General features: G+C 50.8%; 23 protein-coding genes. All 23 read left to right on the forward strand.

Annotation, left to right across the window (positions count from 1 at the left end):
• Window positions 1-74 precede the first annotated feature (74 nt).
• The gene (locus ACOXYR_RS23910; RefSeq protein WP_001273096.1) at window positions 75-563 is read left to right on the forward strand and encodes a DUF1643 domain-containing protein; all 489 of its coding nucleotides are present in this window, start codon (window positions 75-77) and stop codon (window positions 561-563) included.
• 2 nt (window positions 564-565) lie between these two features.
• Window positions 566-1,063 (forward strand): hypothetical protein, encoded by a 498-nt coding sequence (locus ACOXYR_RS23915; protein WP_000062185.1) that lies wholly within the window; start codon window positions 566-568, stop codon window positions 1,061-1,063.
• A 561-nt stretch (window positions 1,064-1,624) separates the two neighbouring features.
• Window positions 1,625-2,557: a hypothetical protein gene (locus ACOXYR_RS23920; protein WP_000434071.1), complete on the forward strand. Its 933-nt coding sequence runs from the start codon at window positions 1,625-1,627 to the stop codon at window positions 2,555-2,557.
• A gap of 73 nt (window positions 2,558-2,630) precedes the next feature.
• Window positions 2,631-4,094: an AAA family ATPase gene (locus ACOXYR_RS23925; RefSeq protein ID WP_001280522.1), complete on the forward strand. Its 1,464-nt coding sequence runs from the start codon at window positions 2,631-2,633 to the stop codon at window positions 4,092-4,094.
• A 155-nt stretch (window positions 4,095-4,249) separates the two neighbouring features.
• Window positions 4,250-4,579 (forward strand): hypothetical protein, encoded by a 330-nt coding sequence (locus ACOXYR_RS23930; RefSeq protein WP_000277953.1) that lies wholly within the window; start codon window positions 4,250-4,252, stop codon window positions 4,577-4,579.
• 4 nt (window positions 4,580-4,583) lie between these two features.
• The gene (locus ACOXYR_RS23935; protein ID WP_000018404.1) at window positions 4,584-4,976 is read left to right on the forward strand and encodes a hypothetical protein; all 393 of its coding nucleotides are present in this window, start codon (window positions 4,584-4,586) and stop codon (window positions 4,974-4,976) included.
• 48 nt (window positions 4,977-5,024) lie between these two features.
• Window positions 5,025-5,219, forward strand: a complete 195-nt coding sequence (locus ACOXYR_RS23940) for a DUF2997 domain-containing protein (RefSeq protein ID WP_000757530.1) — start codon at window positions 5,025-5,027, stop codon at window positions 5,217-5,219.
• Between the two features lie 44 nt (window positions 5,220-5,263).
• Window positions 5,264-6,397, forward strand: a complete 1,134-nt coding sequence (locus tag ACOXYR_RS23945) for a hypothetical protein (protein ID WP_000225028.1) — start codon at window positions 5,264-5,266, stop codon at window positions 6,395-6,397.
• Between the two features lie 11 nt (window positions 6,398-6,408).
• Window positions 6,409-6,756 (forward strand): hypothetical protein, encoded by a 348-nt coding sequence (locus ACOXYR_RS23950; protein ID WP_000039129.1) that lies wholly within the window; start codon window positions 6,409-6,411, stop codon window positions 6,754-6,756.
• On the forward strand, window positions 6,753-7,181 hold the full coding sequence (locus ACOXYR_RS23955) for a hypothetical protein (RefSeq protein WP_000988987.1): 429 nt from the start codon (window positions 6,753-6,755) through the stop codon (window positions 7,179-7,181). Before ACOXYR_RS23950 ends, ACOXYR_RS23955 begins: the two co-directional genes overlap by 4 nt.
• The gene (locus tag ACOXYR_RS23960; protein ID WP_000004673.1) at window positions 7,174-7,737 is read left to right on the forward strand and encodes a hypothetical protein; all 564 of its coding nucleotides are present in this window, start codon (window positions 7,174-7,176) and stop codon (window positions 7,735-7,737) included. Before ACOXYR_RS23955 ends, ACOXYR_RS23960 begins: the two co-directional genes overlap by 8 nt.
• A gap of 11 nt (window positions 7,738-7,748) precedes the next feature.
• The gene (locus ACOXYR_RS23965) at window positions 7,749-8,318 is read left to right on the forward strand and encodes a hypothetical protein (protein ID WP_001256128.1); all 570 of its coding nucleotides are present in this window, start codon (window positions 7,749-7,751) and stop codon (window positions 8,316-8,318) included.
• A gap of 2 nt (window positions 8,319-8,320) precedes the next feature.
• The gene (locus tag ACOXYR_RS23970; RefSeq protein WP_000435224.1) at window positions 8,321-8,866 is read left to right on the forward strand and encodes a hypothetical protein; all 546 of its coding nucleotides are present in this window, start codon (window positions 8,321-8,323) and stop codon (window positions 8,864-8,866) included.
• Window positions 8,867-8,982: 116 nt separating this feature from the next.
• Complete coding sequence (locus ACOXYR_RS23975) at window positions 8,983-9,921, forward strand: ParB/RepB/Spo0J family partition protein (RefSeq protein ID WP_000268395.1); 939 nt, start codon at window positions 8,983-8,985, stop codon at window positions 9,919-9,921.
• A complete protein-coding gene (locus ACOXYR_RS23980; protein ID WP_000532167.1) occupies window positions 9,921-10,118 on the forward strand; it encodes a hypothetical protein in 198 nt (65 codons plus the stop codon). The genes ACOXYR_RS23975 and ACOXYR_RS23980 overlap by 1 nt, the downstream gene beginning before the upstream one ends.
• 237 nt (window positions 10,119-10,355) lie before the next feature.
• A complete protein-coding gene (locus tag ACOXYR_RS23985) occupies window positions 10,356-10,598 on the forward strand; it encodes a hypothetical protein (protein WP_001096362.1) in 243 nt (80 codons plus the stop codon).
• 2 nt (window positions 10,599-10,600) lie between these two features.
• Complete coding sequence (locus ACOXYR_RS23990; protein ID WP_001258027.1) at window positions 10,601-10,963, forward strand: hypothetical protein; 363 nt, start codon at window positions 10,601-10,603, stop codon at window positions 10,961-10,963.
• Window positions 10,956-12,200: a DNA-methyltransferase gene (locus ACOXYR_RS23995; RefSeq protein ID WP_000098293.1), complete on the forward strand. Its 1,245-nt coding sequence runs from the start codon at window positions 10,956-10,958 to the stop codon at window positions 12,198-12,200. The genes ACOXYR_RS23990 and ACOXYR_RS23995 overlap by 8 nt, the downstream gene beginning before the upstream one ends.
• 13 nt (window positions 12,201-12,213) lie before the next feature.
• Window positions 12,214-12,663, forward strand: a complete 450-nt coding sequence (locus ACOXYR_RS24000) for a hypothetical protein (RefSeq protein WP_000058870.1) — start codon at window positions 12,214-12,216, stop codon at window positions 12,661-12,663.
• Complete coding sequence (locus ACOXYR_RS24005; RefSeq protein WP_000338945.1) at window positions 12,645-12,956, forward strand: hypothetical protein; 312 nt, start codon at window positions 12,645-12,647, stop codon at window positions 12,954-12,956. The genes ACOXYR_RS24000 and ACOXYR_RS24005 overlap by 19 nt, the downstream gene beginning before the upstream one ends.
• A gap of 173 nt (window positions 12,957-13,129) precedes the next feature.
• Window positions 13,130-13,915, forward strand: a complete 786-nt coding sequence (locus ACOXYR_RS24010) for a ParA family protein (RefSeq protein WP_001151304.1) — start codon at window positions 13,130-13,132, stop codon at window positions 13,913-13,915.
• Between the two features lie 3 nt (window positions 13,916-13,918).
• Entirely contained in the window at window positions 13,919-15,100 is a 1,182-nt protein-coding gene (locus ACOXYR_RS24015; RefSeq protein ID WP_001207227.1) for a ParB/RepB/Spo0J family partition protein, read from the forward strand.
• A gap of 48 nt (window positions 15,101-15,148) precedes the next feature.
• Window positions 15,149-15,421: a helix-turn-helix domain-containing protein gene (locus ACOXYR_RS24020; protein WP_000703827.1), complete on the forward strand. Its 273-nt coding sequence runs from the start codon at window positions 15,149-15,151 to the stop codon at window positions 15,419-15,421.
• The last annotated feature ends 30 nt before the right edge of the window (window positions 15,422-15,451 follow it).

Raw genomic sequence — 15,451 nt, forward strand, 5'->3', positions numbered from 1 at the left:
ACACTTTTATCCTATCACAGCATTAAAAAATGCAACTGTGAAAGGGCATTTTTCATTCAAAAAGAGGTGACACTTTGAGTGCAATTATCAGCAAGTGCGGCATGTACAGATACCGTCTGGAAAGGGATGTGCAACCCGAAGGCCTTGTGTTCGGTTATTTTGGTGTAAACGGCTCTACGGCCACGGCCACCGAGGACGATCACACGGTCAGAAAGTGGATAGGGTTTACCAAGGTCAACGGAGGGAGGCGATTCATAGTCGGTAATGCTTTTGCTTTTCGGGCGACCGACGTTCGAGAGCTGGCTACGGCGGTTGATCCTGTCGGGCCTGAAAATGAAATCCACTTGGAAAGGATTATTCGGGATGCTGATGTCTTGGTGCCCTGCTGGGGGAGCCGAACTAAGCTGCCTAAGTCTTTGCATGTTCATTTGGACAGGCTTTTAGAGCAGCTCGTTGCATCTGGGAAGCCGGTATTGGCATTTGGCGTGACTGGTTCGGGGGACCCGAAGCACCCACTAATGCTTGGATATTCGACAAAACTTGTGCCCTGGGGAGGAAAATAATTATGTCGATGCTTGAAGCACGTTACTTCGTGGCAAAGATAAGCGATGCACAGGCCGTGCTCTGCGATGAGGAGCTGGCGACACTGGAAAGGCTGATCCGGAAGGTTGATGATGGCCGCAGAGCAAATGGCAAGAGCTCGCTTACTTGCGTTGTTGTCGAAGAAGATTGGCCGAACTGGCAGCAAACGGTTGACTCTGTACTTTCACTTGCTGACGGGAAAGACAACGATTGGACCAATGCCACACCAGAACAAATCAAGGCCTTTTGGGTCGATGACTCAGTTTGGAAAACTCTGGATGGCCGGGATAAATGGATTGAAGATCTCGACCTGCTGGTGGACGGTTCCCCGGTGGCTTCTGAGTGGGAACCTTTTGGCTTGGAATCAGGGCAGTCTGTCGTCATACGAGGCGGATGGATAGAAGGGAATGCCTTGAGTGATGATGGCGTACCGCTAGTGCAGGCATTCGTCGCTTGGAAACAGGGCCAAGACAACCACTAAAGGAAAATTACTTCGGAAGGGCGGCTATGGCCGCTTTCTTTTTAATATTTACAGCATCACATAATGATACTATGATGTTGTTAATTTACTTGGGGAGGCGCTTATGCTCACTGCTAAATGTATAGGGTGCGGATGCACCGATGATCACGCTTGTGTTGAAAACGGTCAACCGTGTCACTGGCTTCGCGTGAATAGAGTGGAAGGTATCGGGGTCTGCTCTTCGTGCCCGGATGCTCTCAATCAATTCGCATCGACCAGCCAGGAACAAGCAACTGGACAGGATGACTACCGGAACAGTCCAGAATGGAAGGATTTTTCATCACGCATTGGTAATGCACTATGCGGGGGCCGGAGCAAAGCAAAGTAAGGTAAAAACGGCTATGCCGTTTTTTATTTGTCTATTACGGCATCACATTATAAGCCTGTAAATGCTGAATCTGTAATTGCCCAAAATGGGCGTGAGCAGGGGCGGGGTGTGAGGTCGTTCTAAGGCAAAATACTTTGTACTGGCAGAACAAAGAAAGAATGAACTTTCACATGTGAAAGTTTTTGGGGTACGGGATGGAACAAGCAATTCAAAGTTACTTGGCTGACGACCGGCAATATCAAGACAGGATTACCGCAGCTCTCAGCCAGGTTGAAGAGAAAGGTGCAGAGTACGAAGCTCTTTGCCAACAGCGTGCTCAGTTGGGGATCTGGCAAAAAATTATAACGTTCTGGCAGTTTCGTCGAGACATCGCCGTTATACGTTCAGCACTAAAAGGCCATAACAGCGATTTGCGGTATTTGCGCCGTGGGAGAGACCAGCTCAAAGAGGGATTGGTTTCTCGGGCCGTGAAGCAAGCGATTGACGGTAGCCAGATTCTGGAACGAATCACCCAAGCTCAAGATAGGCTTGACGCCGCATCTCGACTCCACGAGAGCAACAAGCGACTGGTGGACATGGGGCAAAAAGCCTTACGTGAAATCAGTGAGGCCTCTTCCAGTGTTTCATCAGCACAAACAATGGAGGTTCTCGACCTTGTGACTGACAACAAGGGCATTTCCGTCATGTCGTCGATGTCAAACTCCTCGGCCAGCAGTGAAATAGACGATGCGAAGAGAGCTGTGAAAGCCTTCGCAAATGCGCTGGGGGATCATCGTGACATTGTGGGCTCACTGCACCACTCAATGGCAACTGAGTTTATCGATCTGGGTATGGACTTTGCCGGTTTGAATGATGGTTTCGACTTTGGGAGCGTCTTCTCGCTGTTCAGCTTGTCGTCTGCCAGTTCCTCTCTGGACAAAGTAGAGTCTCGCGTTGAATCTCTGATGCCAGATCTAAGACGAGCCGCCTCCAATTCGGCAGCAGAGTATGCCCGTGTTAACGAAGAGTTCTTTGGCCTGAAACAACAGGCCTGTTGCCAAGTGCATGAGTTGCTGGTGACAAATGGTATAGACGTGTCAGTCAAGCGCGTTGAGTCCGCCGTGAACAGCTACAGAGTTGGAAGGTGATATTTACAGCATCATAAAATGAACTTATGATGTGAGGTGATCAACAAGTCGAAATTTATTTAAAGGATAAGCGATGAGCGATATTACACAGCAAATGGACAAACTTGAGATTCCAATCAAGTTGTCCTTTCCAGTCATCAACGTTAGCACTTTTGAGCTGGGCCGCGCAGAGAGCGTTTTCTCTGACATTGCAAAGAAAGTCGGCAAGCACTTTATTGTAATGCCATTCAAGAAGCTGCCTGATCCAGGCACGATGAAGGCAATGGTGGACGAGTCCAAGAAGTCCTCCAAAAACGGAGTTGTCGTGTTCGACACTTTCTTTTTCGACCGCCAACGTGCAAACCCGGAAACACTCCCAGCCCTCAAGTCATCACTGACCTATCTGGAGAATGAGGGGATCAACTACATCATCGCTGGCAAAGACGTCTTCAATGAAGAGTTCGTTTATCACATCGATCTCCCGGCTATGAGCAATCAGGAAATCCTGAAACTGCTCCAGACCTGTGAAGATAACGTGAAAGATGGTGGAGTCTTCGAGAGCAACGAACGTGCTGTCATCGCAAACCACGCCTTGGGCTTGTCACACACCCAGATGAAGAACGTCTTCACCTACTCCGCTTACTTGAAATTCAAGGGTGAAGAATACCTGGGCGAGATCCGAAAAGAAAAAGCTCACATCTTGCGTGATGTCGGCCTCGATGTGCTTGAGGCCATTGATATTGGGAATGTCGGTGGTCTCGAAAACCTCAAGGAGTTCCTCCAGATACGTAAAGCCGGTTGGGACAAAGACCTTCCGGTAAAAGGTGTCCTTCTGGCCGGTGTACCTGGTGGTGGTAAATCGCTGACGGCAAAAGCCGCTGCCGGTGTACTTGGCACTACCTTGGTTCGCCTGGATATGGGCCGTTTCTATAGCAAGTATCTCGGTGAAACCGAGCGCCAGTTCAATCGTGCATTGCAGACCATTGAGCAGATCGCACCCGTTGTTGTGTTGATTGACGAGATGGAGAAGTTTTTTGGTAATGCCGATGGCGAACACGAAGTATCCAAGCGCCTGCTGGGCTCTTTCCTCTACTGGCTTCAAGAGCGCAAGAAGAAGATCTTCATTGTGGCGACGGCCAACCGGGTTCAGTCGCTGCCTCCTGAATTGATGCGAGCTGGCCGCTGGGACCGAGCATTCTTCATTGATCTGCCAAGTGTGGCTGAGCGCCAGAAGATTTTTGAGATCCACCTCGCCAAGCAGAAGGCCAACATCGCCGCGTTCGATATGCCTACGCTACTTCGTACCACCGAGGGATACACCGGGGCAGAGATTGAACAGGCCGTCATTGACGCGATGTATCTGGCGAACGCTCAGGACAAAGAGCTCAACAATGAAGCGCTGGTGGATGCGGTCACTCGCATTACCCCGACCAGTGAAACTCGCCGGGAAGACATCAACCAGATTCGCAGTTTGCGGGATCAAGGCTTCTATCCGGCCAATAACTTCGATGTTCAAGAGCAGAATGGCTCTGGACGCAAACTTGCCATCGAGGACTAAGCGATGGAGTGGATTTTTTGGACTGCTCTTGCTGTGTCATTGATATTCCACTCAGAAGTCAGCGACTTAATCAATGCTCTAGCTGAGTGGGCTAGGGAGCGAGCTGGTGCGGCCAGGAGAGAGCATCAAAACGGCAGAGAGGAGAATTGACCGTTATGTACAAACAAGACATTGAGAAGGGGATTGAGCTGCTCAAGCTGTGCAGCAAACTCCAGTCAGAAAAAGATGGAGTGGATAGACCAGAGCCTCTGGTTATCGACAAGAGTAAGGTGCTGGACCAGTTCGCCCGAGACGTTTCCACATCGATCACCTACATGAGTTCGTTGTTCAAGCTCATCCCCATGATGGAAAACCTTACCGAGCTTGGCCGAAAGCTGGAGAAAGAAGGAAAGATCGAAGTTTCTCTCGGGCAAGACTATTCCATTGCCGCGCTTAACTTTGTTATGTCGGAACACGGCATGACACCCGAAACAACTCAGGAGTGATGAGATGAGCCATATCGTAAAAGGCAAGGTGCAGGTCGCCTACAAAGACAAAGAGCTGCTGTTGAAGGCTCTGGAGGGAGTTGGCGTTGTTGTTGAAAACGAAAAGCTGTACCGCGTGGGCGCTGGCTACACCTTCGAGAAATACCCGATTGTTCTGATCGACCAGAACAACAAGGAGCACCGGATTGGCTACAAGGAAAAAAACGGTGTTTGGGAGCAGTACCAGGAAAACTACGGCTCTTATGGCCGCTGGACGCAGCAGGCAAGCAGCAAGGTGCAGGATCGCTACATTGCCTTCCACTACGAGCAGCAGTTGAAAGAGGAAGGTTTCAGCGTGACGGTGAAGCAGCATCACGATGGCACTTTGGAACTGGAAGCTGAGGAAGCTGTTTGGTAATAGCGCCAAGGCAATCAGATTAGTTGAACTTAACGACGAGGTGACAAAGTGAAAAAGGTAAACATCAAGATCAAGGGCGGCAAGATTGCTGCCGATTTCACGGGGTTTCAGGGTAAGACCTGTGAAGCGCTGGAACAGCGTATTCGCCCGGAAGAGCTCGAAGTCGAAGAAAAAGAGCTGAAACCCGAGTACCACTTCAATGCTGGTCAAACCCAGCACGAAACGGAACAGAACGAATGGTGATGAGAAGGACAGGGCGCGTCCCCCTTCTTTTGCTGGTTGGTCTCATGGTCGCAGCTCCTGCGGCCTTTGCCAGTGACTTTGTGACTGGCGTTATGGTGGGGCAAATGCTCTCAGATGACTCAGGCAGCAAGAAGATAGAGGACACTGGCCCGGAGAGCAAAACGGTCATTGATTACCATGACGGTCAGCCAGTTGTGACCAAAGTGGAGGCCTTCAAAAGCAATAAATGGCGCAAACTGGATGGCCCTCAGGGCGGCTATTTTGTTTGCCCAGGTGAATACCGTAGCTATTCGGGAAGGCTGCGATGCCGTATTCATGATGACGGGTTTAATGGCTTTATGGGCGGTATGACTGATGCTCAGGAGCTGCCGCTCCAAGAAGCTCTGACCAAGTTGGAAGGTAAACCCATCTCCCTGCAAACCATTGAAGTCCACGGCAACAACCTGGCAGTCAAATACCAGTTAGCACCACCAGCACAAACGCACGTCAAAACTCAGGATCTGGGGGTGGTCAAGCAGGATGGTGAAACGCAGAAGGCTGCCAGCCAACAATCAGCGTCATCCATAGTGACTGCACCAAAGAGTGAACCTCCCAAGCAGATTAATGCTGCACAAGACACTGACCGCAATACCAGTGCGTTTCAAAGTCCGTTCGAGGAGGTAAGTGACTCCATGATCGGTCTAATGGATAGCTCTTTCGTCAAAGTCATAGCGGGATTGATGCTGGTGTTTGGGGTTGCTAGTGGAATTATGAGGCAGAGCCCATCAGGAATTGTGATGGGGATAATGCCTGCAATTATGATCATGACCGCGCCAACGGTTATTCGTACCGTATTCGATACAGGCGCGGCCAGTACCAAGCCAGTGGAAGATAGCGGAAGCTCATTTCCTTTCTTCTTGGTGGCAATAGTACCGGTGCTGATTTTCTTTGCCTATAGAGCTTTTATGAATAACCGGAGCGACTCCGAAATTGATGAGTTGTTAAGAGAAGCCCGACGTGCAGAAAGGGCTGAACGACCAAGCAATGAGCCTCCCTCAGTGGATGAACTCCGTGAGCGCCAGCAACAAAACACAGAAAGAGAACCGGTGGTTGTCAGCTCATCAGCTCCGGCACCAAAGGTGCAAAAGGAAGAGCCAATCGAAGTACAGCCAGGCAAGCGCAAAATTATTTTGGATTAGTGGGGTCGGTTATGAGCAAAAAGCGCATCGTAATCAAAAATGGTGAGGTCTGCGGGTTTGCCGATGAGGTTTCCTTCAAAGGCCTTGAAGTGCAGGAATACAGTAAAACAAGGGTTTCGCGCATCGTGCCGACGAGCGGCATTCTAATGATTGCGTTCTATGTTATTCGCGGACTTTGTTCAGACGAGTCAAAGATTGCGGCATGGACTCGTGTTTGGCGTTGCCAGTGGAAGGTGCTGATCGACGGTAAAAGCTATGGCCCATTCAGCAGTCGTGCGGATGCTATCTCGTTCGAGAAGGACGAGATCTACAAACAAGGCAAATTCTTTGCCGATGCCACTCACGAGGCGGCAGTATGATGACACGGGCGGCTATGGCCGCTCTGTTATCCGCGTTGGTAATAGGCCTTGTGTCTGATTTGGCCGCACAAGAGCTGGTGGTAAGCCCGGTGGCTATAGACAAGTCCACTGAGGTGGAGAAAGAAGCTACCTTCCACAACCGCAAGTGGGTGTTAAGGACGGGGCAGGTTAGTGGATTCTTCATCTGCCAAGGAGATAACAAAGACATTTACTACCGGCATGACAGGGTGGGCGCTCACTGCCAGAAGACATCGACTGGGTGGCGCAATGTACTGGGTCTCAGGGACGATGTTCCGGAAGTTGAGCTGAGCGTGTACCTGGGGACCGTTGAAGGTGTCCCCGTGAAAGTCCTTCATCAGGAAGTGGATGGTTACGATCTGAAAGTGCAGTACAAGGTTGCACGTAAAGGGTCAGCAAATGAGTGAGAGTGTGCGTCGGTCAACGCCGATGGTAAAGATTAAAGTCCTGCCGAGTTTCGTAGGGGTTCCCTTCCCGTCGGTGCTACTTATCGTTGCGGGGCTCCTTAATGGCCCTTTGTGGGGCTTTGCCGCATTCGTCTTTCATATCGTCATCAAGCGGTACATCTACAGAGAATACCGGAGGTTGCCATATCCGATGCCAACCGGCTCAAGGCCTATGGATGAGTTGAGCGATCTCCTTGTAAAGGGGATACCGGAGGAATTTTTCCGGCGGCTTGACGCAGCTTGCAGCTCTGATGCGTCAGTACAAATAACCTGCCCAAAGAAATACCGGCTGCTCAAAATGTCGTTGAATCGCTATGCCAACCGCGCTGGTTGTTACCCGCAGTTCCGGGAGGGGGATGAAATAGCGATTGAGGTAACAGAGCAGAGACCAAGAAAAGCAGGAGCAGGGAAGGGCTTTCCAAGTATTCAAGATCTGAAAGCGTCAGAGGGTGTTCTGAGTGAACCGGAGCAGCCTATCGAAATTCAGAAAGATAAGCGCAAGATTATCTTGGATTGAGGTGGGTTGGAATGCGGTCATTTTTATACAGAATATTGCTTCTTTGCTTCGTCATTATCGTCCAGATAGGGCTAATCGCCATTGATGCGAGCCCGTTGGTTGTTGCTATGTTCCTCTCGCTAACAGCTTTAGTCGCTGGGGTCTGGATGGCGTACCTTCATTCCCGATTTTTGATGGCGGTGACTCCAGTAGTTGTCTCTGTGCTAATGGCGACCCTCGCCATGAAAATGTTTGAGCCGAGACTCTTTGTTTCTGCCAGCGAAAAAGGCTGGTTCCCTTTGTCATTGTTCGTCTCGATACCGTTTTACTTCTACTTGAGTTACTTGCTTGAGATAGAGGAGAAGAGACGTACATTCCGGGCCAATGTAATTGGTTTTTTGCGTGGAGTTTCGGAAGAGATCCGTCGTTCAACTAGAGAGCATAGAGATCAAGGTGAGATAAGACACGGTGGAACAGAGCTGGGGAGTATTGACGAACTACAAAGGGGCGAGGCCAAAGAGCCAGAAGTCATCAGCTCTACATCGGACCAGAAAGAACAAGGCACTCCCAAGCGAGACAAGAGAAAAATCATTCTGGACTGAACATGGAACAAATCAGAAAAGGCTTAACCCTCGAATACGCAAAAGAGAAGCGTGAGAAGCTCTTGGCGGAGCTCAAATCAGATGAACACTACAGCCAGACTGAAACAGTAGCCTATGGGCACCACGACCCGCTCAGCGTTCCTGTGGCAGCCTGCGATAGTTGTCATGGCCGGGCGCAAATGCAGAAGGTTATAGGTCCTCCTGTGCGCTGGAATATGGTCTGCCTGGGTTGTGGGAAGGCGATCCAGCAAATCCAGAAACGACCGTGGCAAGCAGCAATGGCGTGGAACCAAATTAACTTGGGAACACAGGACTACAGACAACTGCCCCTCTTTGGACTTGGGAGTCTGTCTCTTGAGTCAGCAAGACAGAGAATGGTGGGAATACGCAGGAACCTGGAGCTGAGAAAGAGCCTCGCCGGTATCGAGAGGACGATCGCCCACAAGGAAGGTCAACGCCCACCAGGGAAAGAGTACCAGCAACGACTGGAAGCATATCTGCAATGGGCCATGCTGGCGCTGAGGTTGCTCAAAGTCAAAGCAAGTTAGTGGTGAGAAGGAAGAGAGAACCCGGTACTGTAAAGCGCCGGGTTTTTTATGCCGCCCTGTTTACAGTATCAAAAAGTGATGCTATAAAGTGAGCAAGTCACAAGGAGAACCAACGAATGGCTGTTATCAACTCACTCCGCGCTCTCAAAGGCGTAACCGCCCCCGAAGAACTGAAAAAAGGGGATGGATTCACTATCTCTCCTCAGCTTCTGCTGGAGGAAGAAGGGTTTAACACCCGTGGCGCTTTCTGCGAGAACTACTACGAGCGCCCGGACATCAAAGCTGGTATTCGAGTGCTGGCCGATGCTTACAAGCGTGGCGACTATGTTCCGCCGATCATCGTCAAAGTTATCGACGGAAAGGTGTATGTCCGTGAAGGTCATCGCCGTCGCCGCGCCATCCTGCTTGCTATCGAGGAAGGTGCCGACATCCAGTTCGTGCAGGTCGTAGAGCACAAGGGCGATGAAGCCGAACAGAGCCTTCTGATCGCCACCAGCAACGATGGGCTCCCTCTTTCTCCACTTGAGCGAGCCGTGATCTACGCTCGGCTTGCAAACTGGGGGTGGAGCGACCAGATGATTGCCCAACGTGTTGGCCGCTCGGCTGAGCACGTTCGTATCGCCCGTGCCCTTCTGGAGATGCCTCTGGAACTGAAACGGATGATTCAGGAAGGCTCTGTGGCTGCCACCTACGCTCAGGAGCTCTACAACGAGCACGGCACCAACGCTGTTGAGATCCTGAAAAAGGCGCAGGAAGAACAGGCCAATGGCAATGACGGCAAGAAGGCCCCGAAAAAACTGACCAAAAAGTCTGTCGAGAAAGGTCCCCGCCTGGGCAAAAAGGTGGTTGAAGCCATGCACCGAGGCGTGAGCTCTATTACCAGTCGTCTGGACAACATCAAGCCGAACGATGACGGTGAAACGTTCACCCTTACCCTGAGCCGGGAAGATGTTGATGCGTTTCAGGAGCTGAAAGCCAAGCTGGCGGAGCTGGAGCCCAAAACTGACGAGTCCAATGAAGACCAGCAAGAGCTGGATTTGGCGGGTAATCAGTAATGGGGCGCTGTACTGTTGAGGATGCCATCCAGTTACTGGAAGGGGGAACCATTGTTGCGGTCGTACCGGCGTCATCCGGACCAGATACGCTGGTGGTTTCCTCTATCAGGCTTGAATCCGGACTGACAGTACAGTTTTCCCCTCCAGCGGCAGCCAGTGTCAGTGTTCAGCTCGCGGAGCTCGATGATGAACAGTGACAAGAAATCGTCTGAACTAGCCAGGCTGAGGCGTCAGCATCAGCTAGTTTGCTCTGTCATCGCAGCCTTGCTCATCTGTGCAGGTATATATGGGACCGTTGCACGTTTGGGCTTCATCCTGATGGTGCCATTGTTTGTTATCGCCTTAGGTGTGTTAGTCGATGCGTTCCTGCCAAGGGTAAGTTGGTTCTTCTGTGTGCGGGACGTGAGAGACATATTTGGGTGGAGAAAACGATAGTGGCGAAGTTGAAGGTTTATGGCGGGATCACTTATGGGGTCGAGGGGCAGTTCAGAACTGTCGTTGCGGCCACAAGTAAGAGCAAGGCTGCTTCAATTCTGAATATCACGATTTACCAGATGAATAGCTGGTGGACGGAGACTTTTAACAAGTACGAGGTCGAGGCGGCGATGTCTGAGCCGGGGGCTATTTTTTCAAAGCCTCTCGATGGCAGAGGCCCATTTGTAAAGCAGGAAGGATAATTGTGAGAAGTGTTTTTGTATGGTTGAAGGCCGGGGCAATACTGGCTTTCCTATTCATCGGTATTGCTGGTGCTGTCAACCGGGTCTATTGGGTTAACAGCCAAGGTTTGAGTCAGGGGTCGATGTCATCCACATGGGTTAAAGAAAAGTTTGGCCTAGACCTTGGTGCAATGTGCCGTTATGACAAACCCCAGCATGTCGAGTTCAAAGTCCTTCCTGATCAGACAATCCAGTTCCGCTGCTCATGGTTTGAAGGTGGCGGATTAACCTGGTGGCCTTTCTACACCGAGCATGATGTAAAGAGCGCCGAGGCGACCTCTGTGCTCAATGACATCTTCCAGGGTACGGAGGGGCATGATGAGTAGCCAGCTAGAACTTTTTCATGTCCAAGAGGCGTATGCCAAGGCCGATAAGCCGCTATCGAATGAGGAGCTCTACGATTCAGTGGCAGAGCTCGCTGGAATCCCGAAAAGCGCTCTGAATGAACAAAGTGAAATTGGCAAGGCAAAGATCAAGCGGAGCAAGCTGAAAAGACAGATACGCTGGTATCAGCAAACCCTCAAGTCGATGAACCTTCTCCAGAAGGTGGACGGCGAGCGGGGTGTCTGGGAGCTCTCAAGCAAAACCAAGAAGGGCCTGCATGAAGCGCTTGGTGGCATTCGACTTGTCGCCTATTCAACAAATCTTGGGCTGGCGGTGTGGTCAAACAACAAGAGCTTTTTCTCTGACCTCGATGAGCCGGTGCATCTGTGTGTGACATCTCCGCCGTTTCCGCTCCGAATACAGCGTGGCTATGGAAACGTTGATGAAGCCAAATGGGTGGATTTCATAACCCAGGCGCTCGAACCGATAGTCAAGAACCTGGTGCCAGGAGGAAGCGTTGTCCTGAATGTCAGCAATGACATCTTCGAGGCCAAGAGCCCCTCCAGATCTCTCTATGTTGAAAGAATGGTGCTGGCGCTCCATGATCGGCTCGGGCTGTCTCTCATGGATAGATGGCCGTGGATCAACCTGTCAAAACCACCAAGTCCAACCCACTGGGCTTGTGTGAACCGTTACCAGTTGTGTGCCGGGTGGGAGCCTGTTTATTGGTTCACCAACGACCCTGACAGGGTGCGTTCTGACAACAGAAGGGTCCTGATCCCTCATACAGAGAAACATCAGAAGCTGATGGCTCAAGGGGGGGATAACCGAGTGGTCAGTTATGGTGACGGGGCATATCGACTGAGAGGGAACGCATTCTCTAATGTCACAGAAGGACGGATACCGAAAAACGTTATCCAGCGCGGCCACCGTTGTGCGGATACGCTGGAGCTTCGGAGAATCGCTAGAGAACTGGGGTTGCCACCGCACCCGGCAATGTTCCCAACAGACATACCTGAGATGGCTATCCGCTTTCTGACGGAAGAGGGCGACCTTGTTGTTGATCCGTTCAGTGGGTCGAATAAGAGCGGGTTGGCCGCAGAAAGGAATAACCGGCGCTGGATCGCCTGTGACATCATTCTTGAGTACATTCGTACCCAGGCGGAAATGTTCACCGGCTTTGATGGATTTTGGATTAACCCAGCCATAGCAACAGTGGGCGGGGGAGCGTTGAATTAAGAGAACAATACCTATGAGTTTAAGTTTTATTGCAAGAGTCTTGCGCCAATTGGCAATTATGTTTGTCCTCTCCGTGCTTATTGTGGCCGGATATATCTACTATGCCGGTAAACAGCATCAGCAGGCAGCAATCAACTTTTGGGGTGAGCAATACCAGCCTGATGCCATCTCGACGCAAATTGATTGGGGGTTTATCGGTAACTGGGTTATTCCTCGCGGGGGGCCAATTATTTCTCCGGGCATTGCTGGAGTGTGTCCCAATACACCACTTCCCGTTGTGCCTCTTAAAATTGGTCCTGATGGCCGGGGTTACGTTCTCTGTGGTATTGGAAGTGAGGCTGTCTCTACCAGCTTTGATGTCAATGACATCCAGGATGAAGAAATACGAAACACATTAAAAACGATGTTTGAGGAAGAATTTGAAAAAACAGTTAAGGGGGATAAATGGACGCTAAAGAACTGAACCACATGATAGCTGAGGCCTACAGCCGGGATTTGCAAAAGCCTGAGCTGGTATCGTTCAAAGAGGTGAGTCGCTGGGGGCGTAAGTACGGTTTCCCCGTCGTATGCACTCTGGCCGATGAAAGTGAAGAAAAGCAGATCCACTGGGCTGCCAGTTTGCTCATTCAAGTAGCCGGTACTTGGCCGCGAGAAGATATGCCGGAATTGCTCACACCGGAACGGGGCTCCGCGCTGTTCAACGATGCGATGCAGTTATTGGCGAATGGGCTTGGAGCAGCAAATCAATTGCGCTGACAGCACAAACCTTGTCAATAAGCGGCCTTCATGGCCGTTTTTTTGTTTAAAGTTTGTTTTAACAGAACCATAATTAGATATTGCAGTATCATTTTATGATCGCTACAATCTTTCACATGTGAAAGTTTGGGGGTGGTCTTGATCACCTGCGAGAAACCAAAATAGAGGTGGGTATGGCAAAAGTAATCAGCTTCGCCAACCAGAAAGGCGGAGTGGGTAAGAGTACCCTCTGTATCCAGCAGGCCTTTTATCTGGCGTTACAGAAGAAAAAGAAAGTGCTGGTCTTGGATATGGATGGTCAGGGGAACACGTCCTCTCGACTGGCCCCCAGACGAGAGCTTGAGGATGGTGACTACGAGCCCATCCTCACAGGAACCAAAACCGCAGAGCTGTTCGCTTACGAGCTGGACGGCATTGAGGTCATGCACTGCCCTTGCGGTGCAGACCTCATTCATACGCCGAAAAACGACCCGGATCTGTTTGAGATGGAGGCTGTGCCTCTTGACCAGGCCATGAATCCGGCTCGCCATTTGGCTGAGCTGTTTGAGAACTACGACTACGTGCTGATTGATTGTCCGCCTAGCCTCGGCAGAAAGCTGGTGGCAGCGTTGGTGATGTCTACCCATGTGGCATGTCCAGTAAAGCTCTCTGGCTTCGCTGTGGACGGCGTAGAAGGTCTCCTGAACACGATTATTGGTGTGCGCGAGGCGTACAACCAAGATTTGGAGATCCTGGGCATCGTGATCAACGACATGGACCGCTCTGTCAATCACGACAAAGCCCTCAAGTCGCTGGAGAACACAGTTCCGGATCTGTTGTTTGAGAACAAAATTATGCACCGGCCTCCGCTCGATACGGCGACGACTGATGGCATCCCTGTCTGGGAGCTTCGCTATGGACATGTCGCGGCCAAAGAAGTTGAGGCGGTGTTGGAAGAACTATTAGAGAAGGTGGGCTAAGCGATGGCATTGAACAATTTAAAAGGCCTGTCCGAACTTGCTAAAGCCGCCAAAGGCAAGAAAGGCAAAGAGGTTCTTACCGTACCTGTTGACGACGTTGTATCCAAGGTCCAGGTTCGTAAGCGCTTCCGTAACATTGAAGAGCTGGCGGCAACCTTGCTGACCGAAGGGCAGCAGTCTCCGATCATCGTGTTCCCGAAGAACGAAGAAGGCAAGTTCGTCATCCAAAAAGGGGAGCGGCGTTGGAGAGCGTGTAAACACGCTGGTATCGAGACCATTGACTTGGTGGTGAATGATAAGGTCCAGAACAACTTGGACGAGACTGCTGGTGAGCTGATCGAAAACATCCAGCGGGATGACTTGACTCCGGTAGAGATTGCCGAGGCGTTAAACCTGTTTATTGAAGAAGGTTGGAAGCAAAAGGATATTGCTGATCGGCTCGGTAAGAATATCACTTTCGTATCTACGCATCTGTCGTTGCTCAAGCTACCTGACTGTGTGCGTGAGTTATACGATAATGAAGTATGTTCTGATACAGAGACCTTGAATAACCTTCGTCTCTTGTTCGATCTGAATGAAGAAAGATGTCGCGCCGTCTGCGCGGTGGCTATGTCTGACGGGATTACTCGTAAACAAAGCCGTGAGCTGCTGAATGATGCCAAACGTATCAAAGACGAAATGGAAAAAGGCCCACTGACTGGCTCCCACCAGAATGATGAGCTTGGCGCTGGCAACACCGACGAGCAATCCCTCAACTCGGGTGGGGATGGTACGTCGGAACAAACCGGGAATGACGACCTGAACCTTGCCCAGGAGGAACTGGAAGGGGGTAAAAATTCCAATGGTCAGGACGATGATGACGAAGACCCTTTGCGTGATGAAGAGGGTGAGCACAAAGATCCTGTCAAGCAGCCAGATAACAGCGGCAAGGACAAAGATGAAGAAGGCGGTGATGCTCTTCCTCCTCTGCCGAAGGACAAGGAATGGAAGAACGTCCGGGCTGACAGTTTGATTTTTGCTGTCAACGTTAACCTGGATGGCGAGACCAAACGTGGAGTCATCATGACCGACCGTGTTGCTCTGGTTCCGTCTACTGTCTGGGTTAAAACGCTCGATGGCGAAGGCAAGGAAAAGCATGTTCATGTGCCTGTGTCAGACATTGAACTCCTGAGTGTCGAAGGCTAATAAAGGAGGCCCAGCCAGAGAGGTTGGGCCTGTCAAGAACAGGTGAATATGAAGATCTCACAGGACATGAAAAGAAAATTTGCTTTGGTGAATGCCCTGTCTAAAACGGAGAAGCCAAGTCTCCAAGACCTTCACAAGGCAACAAATATTCCTGAATCAACGATCAAGAGACAGTTGTCTGCCCTGCGTGATGAGTTCGGAATGAATATCTTGTTCGTCAGGGAGTCTACCGGCGAACGAGGTGCCACCGGCTACTACATGCTGACAGACTGGGGGATCTTAGACAGGTCTTCGTTCTTGAACCGGTACGGAAAACTGTAAGGTGCCATAGAGCAGCGCATTGAATGCAAA

Origin of the sequence: Pseudocitrobacter faecalis (assembly GCF_965231525.1) — a bacterium.
Classification (GTDB): domain Bacteria; phylum Pseudomonadota; class Gammaproteobacteria; order Enterobacterales; family Enterobacteriaceae; genus Pseudocitrobacter; species Pseudocitrobacter faecalis.

Coding starts and splice junctions, on each gene's coding strand:
- ACOXYR_RS23915 (WP_000062185.1), top strand. CDS start 566: ATGTCGATGCTTGAAGCACGTTACTTCGTGGCAAAGATAAGCGATGCA.
- ACOXYR_RS23920 (WP_000434071.1), top strand. CDS start 1,625: ATGGAACAAGCAATTCAAAGTTACTTGGCTGACGACCGGCAATATCAA.
- ACOXYR_RS23925 (WP_001280522.1), top strand. CDS start 2,631: ATGAGCGATATTACACAGCAAATGGACAAACTTGAGATTCCAATCAAG.
- ACOXYR_RS23930 (WP_000277953.1), top strand. CDS start 4,250: ATGTACAAACAAGACATTGAGAAGGGGATTGAGCTGCTCAAGCTGTGC.
- ACOXYR_RS23935 (WP_000018404.1), top strand. CDS start 4,584: ATGAGCCATATCGTAAAAGGCAAGGTGCAGGTCGCCTACAAAGACAAA.
- ACOXYR_RS23945 (WP_000225028.1), top strand. CDS start 5,264: ATGGTCGCAGCTCCTGCGGCCTTTGCCAGTGACTTTGTGACTGGCGTT.
- ACOXYR_RS23950 (WP_000039129.1), top strand. CDS start 6,409: ATGAGCAAAAAGCGCATCGTAATCAAAAATGGTGAGGTCTGCGGGTTT.
- ACOXYR_RS23955 (WP_000988987.1), top strand. CDS start 6,753: ATGATGACACGGGCGGCTATGGCCGCTCTGTTATCCGCGTTGGTAATA.
- ACOXYR_RS23960 (WP_000004673.1), top strand. CDS start 7,174: ATGAGTGAGAGTGTGCGTCGGTCAACGCCGATGGTAAAGATTAAAGTC.
- ACOXYR_RS23965 (WP_001256128.1), top strand. CDS start 7,749: ATGCGGTCATTTTTATACAGAATATTGCTTCTTTGCTTCGTCATTATC.
- ACOXYR_RS23970 (WP_000435224.1), top strand. CDS start 8,321: ATGGAACAAATCAGAAAAGGCTTAACCCTCGAATACGCAAAAGAGAAG.
- ACOXYR_RS23975 (WP_000268395.1), top strand. CDS start 8,983: ATGGCTGTTATCAACTCACTCCGCGCTCTCAAAGGCGTAACCGCCCCC.
- ACOXYR_RS23980 (WP_000532167.1), top strand. CDS start 9,921: ATGGGGCGCTGTACTGTTGAGGATGCCATCCAGTTACTGGAAGGGGGA.
- ACOXYR_RS23995 (WP_000098293.1), top strand. CDS start 10,956: ATGAGTAGCCAGCTAGAACTTTTTCATGTCCAAGAGGCGTATGCCAAG.
- ACOXYR_RS24000 (WP_000058870.1), top strand. CDS start 12,214: ATGAGTTTAAGTTTTATTGCAAGAGTCTTGCGCCAATTGGCAATTATG.
- ACOXYR_RS24005 (WP_000338945.1), top strand. CDS start 12,645: ATGGACGCTAAAGAACTGAACCACATGATAGCTGAGGCCTACAGCCGG.
- ACOXYR_RS24010 (WP_001151304.1), top strand. CDS start 13,130: ATGGCAAAAGTAATCAGCTTCGCCAACCAGAAAGGCGGAGTGGGTAAG.
- ACOXYR_RS24015 (WP_001207227.1), top strand. CDS start 13,919: ATGGCATTGAACAATTTAAAAGGCCTGTCCGAACTTGCTAAAGCCGCC.
- ACOXYR_RS24020 (WP_000703827.1), top strand. CDS start 15,149: ATGAAGATCTCACAGGACATGAAAAGAAAATTTGCTTTGGTGAATGCC.